At 36.6% G+C, this 6378-nt stretch carries 6 protein-coding genes and 2 pseudogenes; 7 read left to right on the plus strand and 1 reads right to left on the minus strand.

Annotated features, from left to right (window positions below; genetic code table 11):
- The first annotated feature begins 275 nt into the window (after positions 1 to 275).
- Both MLE14_RS21570 and MLE14_RS21575 read left to right on the plus strand, forming a co-directional pair.
- A pseudogene (locus MLE14_RS21570) lies at positions 276 to 569 on the plus strand (RNA polymerase alpha subunit C-terminal domain-containing protein).
- 358 nt (positions 570 to 927) lie between these two features.
- A pseudogene (locus tag MLE14_RS21575) lies at positions 928 to 1166 on the plus strand (chromosome condensation regulator); the annotation flags it as partial.
- Positions 1167 to 1348: 182 nt separating this feature from the next.
- Here MLE14_RS21575 and MLE14_RS21580 read toward each other — a convergent pair.
- Positions 1349 to 3121 carry a dihydroorotate dehydrogenase gene (locus MLE14_RS21580; RefSeq protein WP_243300465.1) on the minus strand — a complete coding sequence of 591 codons (1773 nt, stop codon included), beginning with the start codon at positions 3119 to 3121 and terminating at the stop codon, positions 1349 to 1351.
- Between the two features lie 394 nt (positions 3122 to 3515).
- On the opposite strand from MLE14_RS21580, the gene MLE14_RS21585 reads away from it, so the two are divergent.
- From MLE14_RS21585 to MLE14_RS21605, 5 genes are all read left to right on the plus strand, one after another.
- Positions 3516 to 3701 (plus strand): hypothetical protein, encoded by a 186-nt coding sequence (locus MLE14_RS21585; protein WP_243300466.1) that lies wholly within the window; start codon positions 3516 to 3518, stop codon positions 3699 to 3701.
- Positions 3702 to 4320: 619 nt separating this feature from the next.
- Positions 4321 to 4659, plus strand: a complete 339-nt coding sequence (locus MLE14_RS21590) for a hypothetical protein (protein WP_243300467.1) — start codon at positions 4321 to 4323, stop codon at positions 4657 to 4659.
- A gap of 44 nt (positions 4660 to 4703) precedes the next feature.
- Entirely contained in the window at positions 4704 to 4961 is a 258-nt protein-coding gene (locus tag MLE14_RS21595; RefSeq protein ID WP_243300468.1) for a hypothetical protein, read from the plus strand.
- A gap of 269 nt (positions 4962 to 5230) precedes the next feature.
- On the plus strand, positions 5231 to 5539 hold the full coding sequence (locus MLE14_RS21600; protein ID WP_243300469.1) for a YobA family protein: 309 nt from the start codon (positions 5231 to 5233) through the stop codon (positions 5537 to 5539).
- A 58-nt stretch (positions 5540 to 5597) separates the two neighbouring features.
- The gene (locus MLE14_RS21605) at positions 5598 to 6101 is read left to right on the plus strand and encodes a GNAT family N-acetyltransferase (RefSeq protein WP_243300470.1); all 504 of its coding nucleotides are present in this window, start codon (positions 5598 to 5600) and stop codon (positions 6099 to 6101) included.
- The last annotated feature ends 277 nt before the right edge of the window (positions 6102 to 6378 follow it).

Genomic DNA, 6378 nt, shown 5'->3' on the forward strand with positions numbered 1-6378 from the left:
GGGCTCTAAGGCACCATAGTTCATCGACCTTCCTCTTCCAGCCATAGAATCAGTATGGACGGATTCAATTCATTTTCATTCTCTGTGGTGCAGCGCCGATTTTTGCGCTGCATGGATGACTAACGGGGCAGGTATGTGGAATAAAGATGAGAGTGAAACTTACCACAAAGTATAAACGTCATTATTAAAAAGTGGATAATTGCACCAAAATACATTGAAAATTTGTAGAGTGTAGACAGGTTGAAAATAATGCTTGAGAAAGGGAGACATGTAAGATGACAACTTCAAAAAAAAATTTAAGGACTTGCAACAAAGGGCACCAGTACTATAAAAGCAGCGATTGTCCTACCTGCCCGATTTGTGAGCGAGAACGCAAACCTGACAATGGATTTCTATCATAACTCTCAGCACCAGCAAGACGAGCATTGGAACACAATGGAATAACTTCTTTGCAACAGCTATCGGAATATAGTGAAAAAGAGATTTTGAAATTTCACGGTATGGGACCAGCATCTTTGCCTAATCTAAGGACTGCTTTGAAGGAAAATGGGTTATCATTTAAAAATTAAACACCAAGCATGTTTATACTTATCGAAATGTTATACGACTATTGAAGCATGGATTTTTAACTACCATGAAAATAAGTCTCCTCTAAACTTGAAAAATTGGCAAACTTAAGAAGACCCTACTCAATCGTAAAAAAAGAGGAGGGCTTGACTGGATTAAGGACAGTATCAGTATGGACAAGTCCTAACCATTTTCATTCTTTGTGGTGCAGCTCTGCTGCATGTTTGGCTAACGGGACAGGTAAGTATAACAAGCAAAAGTGATACAATAAATAAATAGGTCTTGTTTCCAAGGAGGTAAAACATGAATTACATTTTACCGGAAGAGGCGTTAAAGGTGAAACGGTGGCCTAAAGATACCATAGCGGCGGGTTGGCGTCGTACCATTGGGCTTAAATCGGACGGTACTGTGGCGGCTGTAGGTTGGAATGAGTATGGACAATGTTATGTAAGTGATTGGCGCGATATTGTGGCGATTGCTGCGGGTTGTACCCATACCGTGGGTCTTAAATCGGACGGCACGGTGTTGCTGTGGGTGATAATGAATATGGCCTATGCGATGTAAGCGGCTGGCGCGGCATCCAACTGCCCAACAATTAGTTTTCGGGTAAAAAGGATACAGTTCCTGCAACTAATTAATCCAAAAAAAGGATTAAACATAAAAGATAAAAATTCCTTCTTCAGCTTACGGTTGCTTTAGTTGAATAAGAAATATAAAAAAGCTTGGAGTATATCCAAGCTTTTGGTGTATAAGTAGTTGATTGGAACATTACTACCCTAATCTATTGGTTAATCAAAAACTTCTTACTTAATACCAGCCCCACAATAAATAGGACAAAAGCAAAGTAGGCAGGAAGCAAATGAATAAAGTCAATATAACCAATAAAGTAATGGGTAGTCAGTCCTGCTATAAAGGCTGGTAACCCTCCCCAGCAAAAGGTATGCCATACCCAGCTCTCTCCTTCACGGAATCCCCATAAAGCCAGCATTAGCACTAAAAATCCTACTGCTAATAAAGCACTCCCAAATCCAGCCCGATCGTGGGCAATGACTGGGATTAATTGTTTGTTAAACTCCGTTAGCTGCTCAGGTGTCATGCAAATAAATGTGAGATCGGAAGGAACAAATACAGAAGTTATTCCTATCGATGAAATGACAATGCCGCCAATAGAGAGCAAGAATCCTAGAACGACAAAGCAGAGCTGTCCCCAAAGAGATTTTCGCCAATAAGGAGTATTTCTTTTACCCTTGGAGGCAGGGGAGTGGACCGCATGTTTACTATTTTTCATTGCTGCTATAAAAATTGGAAGCAGGATTGCCCAAAACAATCCGTGTAGCCAATCGAAATAACCATAGCCAATAAATAATAGTATCCCAAGGAATCCAACAATGGCTCCAATCTTGAAGGCTTTATAGGTCCAATGAATTCCCTTTCTGATCCCGTGATAGGCTAGCTGCATGTAGATAATTCCGCCTGAAATCATCGTTCCTGCCAGTGTCATCCGGTCATGTTCCATGAATGCCAAGATCCTGTTATTAAAAAGAAGAATATCAGACCGGGTCGTTCCTAAAAATAATTCGTCATACGGCAGAATGACACGGGTAAGCGCAAATAATAAAGCAAGGATTCCGCCAATTGTAATAGCCAACCCAAAAAGAAGATGGTACATCCAATTCGTTTTAGGGTACACCGTTTTCCTTTCTTTTTCGTAAAGGATCCGTTCGTTGATTCTCTTAGGTAAACCTGGCCCTGTAAAAACGTACCCAGATTCTATTAAAATAAAATCCGCACCTAGGTTTAGCCAGTTCACACCATCTTCTGGTTCTGAAACTCCACCTCGAATGGAAAAGGGAATCGCTTTTATTAAATGTAGGGAACAAATAATGTCTACATCTGTTTCATCTGCGTCCACAAGCAAACCCGACAACATCTGCTTTTCCCAGTATTGATTAATAACCTCGGCACTTACTGAGATACAGGAAGCTGGTAAATCTACTAATACGGGACTTTGTACATTTAACCCTTCCAAGATAGAAATTTGGTCAATATTTACGATGATGGCTTGAGCCATCTCCAATAGTTCCTTCAGTCGTGCGTGTTTTAAAATATCTTTTTTTATATAAACCCACAATGGTGGATGGTCCTCGGGTAAATCCTTGATTACCTGTAATGCCCGATCTATCGAAACCGTGTGACCTTTTAAACCTTTCATTTCCTCAACTATCCAATCCATTTCAATTGGCGGGTTGTAGTCACGATCACTTACAGGTCCGATTTCCAATACTCCAAATCCCAAATGACAAAAAGCTTTCGTACCAGTAAGCTCTGGGTCAATCCTTCCACTTAACCCAACCGAAGATGTGTACACTGTATTCCATTTCTCTTTAGTAAGGGTTGGGGAGGGAGCCATATGGCCAAGAAACTCGATAAGTTTAGCTCCTCCTGGCATAGCTGCGATGGTAGACATACCTTTATGGATAAAATTTCTGCCGGTTTCAGGCTTCATTTTTTTAAGAATAGGCTTAAAAAGAGGGTGATAGGACCAGTCTGGCAAATATATAACCCCCAGTCATTTTAGAAATTTTATAAAATTTGGAAACTATACTATAATCATACCTAACTATTAAATATGTTTCTACACCTAGCAGGAGGACCTTCTCCATGAAAGCAGCGATATTTGATTTTTACAGAATGTTTCTCGGGTAGCGGTAAACAAGCCGTATTATCGCCATTTGAAATTGACGGGGCAAGTTATTTCAATAAAGGATAACGTTAAAATACAATTAACATATATAAAAAACCAAACGGTTTAGCGGAGGATGGAATGAAAAAAACAAATTGGCTAATTTTTGGTTTTCATTTGATTGTTATGGGCTGGTTTTTATATACAAAAGATTACTGATGATACCTATGAGGGGATGTCCATTATCCCTTAAGAAACCGATGACATGCTTTTATTTGAGGGATTAGAACCGACTGAACTTGAATATGTTATAGATGGAAATCGATGGACTGATATATATGATTTTTACTTGAAAGAACTTCCAAAACTTGGTTGGAGTTTAGAGTACGAAGGCTCAGCACTTAATGATAATGACCCAGAAAATGACTGGGGTGGATTTCATTCTAGATAAGGAAAAGAAGGATTTGACGGTGAATTAAACATTTCAGCCCACTATAATCAATTTGAAGAACAGACCGAGGTCATTTTCAATAAGACACCAATATATAACTCTACAACATGGATTAATAATGTCCCAGAAAGTATCTGCATTTATCACAGTTTAAATGATGAAAAATGTTCTGTCATAAAAGACAAAAATAAAATAAAACAAATTGTTGGTTTTATTAATGATGCTATTGATTGGAATGAAGAAGTATTGCCACGAAAAAAATCTAGTTTAATTGATTTCGGGGATGTAAATATAGAGGTTCATTATGAAAACGAAAAAGAAATTTATTTTCATTGAGAAAAAGGTACAAAATTGATGAAACCTGAACCTGATTTCTTTACACTTACAAATCTTTCACAATAGCTCTTCTTTAACTAAAGGGGGGGGAAGAGTTACTAACGGGGCAGGTTTGTTGAATAAGTTTTAATACAAAAAGGTCGTCCATCTTGGCGACCTTTTTCTTTTTCATCCTTTTTAGAATATTAGAACTTCTATTTGGAATATTATGTTAAAATTGCGTTGTCAGATCTAATCCGCAAGGTGCAGTAAAGTTAAATTAATAAGGGGGGAGTATTTTATCGTGAAAATTGTAAGATGGGCAATTGTATCACTTATTGTATTAGCTGTTATAGGGTGCTCAATAGAGTTTATCAGGTATAGTCATTATGATATAAAAAAACAAATAGCTGAAGTTAATGAAGATGAAATACTATTAGCCCCCCTAAAAATTGAACCAGATGCACATTACATGCTGGAGAAAGTACAATTAACGGAAAATACAATCATACAAGGATTAGGATTTAGTATCTTCTTTGTAAAGGACGTTCAAGACCTAAAACACGGTCAAAAGGTAAAAGTCTGGTTATCAGATAAAGAGAATAATGCAGCAGAAAGAGTAGTAGTCTATAACTTTTATTAACCATAATGTGCAGCAAGTGATAGTGAACGAAAGGAGCAAATCTAATGAATAAGTATTTGGCTACTTCCTGTCTATGGTTCATAATTTTCTTAGCTGGTTGCCAATCAATAAATTACGGACTTAATGAAAAAACAAATGTCTTTGTAATAGATAAAGAGATAACAGAAATTAAGATTGTTGATTGGATGACAGAGGAACAAATTGCCGAAATAACTGATCATGATTTTATCCAAAAACTAACTAACGAATTAACTAACGCGGACTGCAGTTCAACTGCAAATATGGACTTTGAAAGCCCCTGACTATAAACTTGTTTTAAAGAATGGAGAAGAGGTGGTATATGAAATGGGCTATTACCAAGATGCTATGAATTTAGGGGTTATTGGGCGTTACTGGGATTACCAAAAAGACTGTATATACGCTGTGACATTAAAATTACCGACTGGAAGGTGTGTTGATTCAACAGATAAATAACACATTTTTTGTGAAATTTATTTTGCAAACGAGGCAGGTTAATAAAAATTAATAGGATTATTAGGGGGGAAAAAGAATCAAAGATATAAGGGGCTTCATGCTTTTATTGATTATGTGCTATTTGATAACGGGATGCTCTGATCCAAGTATAGAAGGCTATATTGTTAGAGTGGAAGACGATAGGGTATTAGTGGCTAAAAACCTTAACAGTAATGAAGATTACCTGAAAATAAAAGATATACCGGCAGATGAAATGAAAATGAACGGTTTATCTCTTATTTACCTAGGTTATCGTGACACAAGTCGCTTTAAGGAAGGGCAAAAAGTAGAAGTCTGGGTAGATGGTGGGATTAACGATTCATCACCTCAGCAAGCAGCAGCTAAAAAAATTGAGGTAATAGAATAAAAATTTTTTTCAACCAACTGGGCAAAATCTAAAACTATATATTACTTGGGGGGATTGAATGGTAAGGGTTGTAGAAATAGACAGGGATCCATACATACTAAAAACAATTGATGATCTCTATAGACAAGTATGGAATCATTCAATAAAAGAACGATTGATAAAACACTCCAGTTACAAGGGTTATCGGGGTTATGTAATTATTTCAGATAAAGAGGAAGTTTTAGGATTTTCTTATGGATATTCATCATTATCTGGACAATATTATCACGATTTACTTTCAAAAGAACTTGGTCCAATAGGGTATGAAAAATGGCTTAAAGATTGTTTTGAGTTTGTTGAATTAGCTGTACATCCATCACATAGACATCTAGGTTATGGAAAGTTGCTAGTTAACAGATTATTAAAGGAAGTAAATAATAAAACTACTGTACTAACAACTCAAGTATACAACAAACCAGTACGTAATTTGTATCAAGGTTTGGGCTGGGTTGTAATAAAAGAACCTTTTATTCCAAACAACGATAGTTCTCCATATGTAATTATGGGCAAGGTTTTAATATAGAAGGGTCCACTTAATTAAATAGAACCCAAGCTTAAACAAACGGGTAGCGTTAATCCAAAAATGTACTGCATCCCAAATGTTAGATTTATGTCTAACATTTAGGGAGCAGTACAAGAAGGATTAACGCTTTTTTTCAATAAGAATTGAAACTATAAATGCTAATTTAAGAGTGTACATAAATGACTGTTTAAGAATGTACAGTTTGCTCATTGCGCTGCATAATATTCTTGGGGTGAATATTGTGCATATGCAAATCAAAGTAAATACAGATATCGAA

It is taken from the genome of Bacillus litorisediminis (assembly GCF_022808645.1).
In the GTDB taxonomy this organism is placed as follows: domain Bacteria; phylum Bacillota; class Bacilli; order Bacillales; family JC228; genus Bacillus_BF; species Bacillus_BF litorisediminis.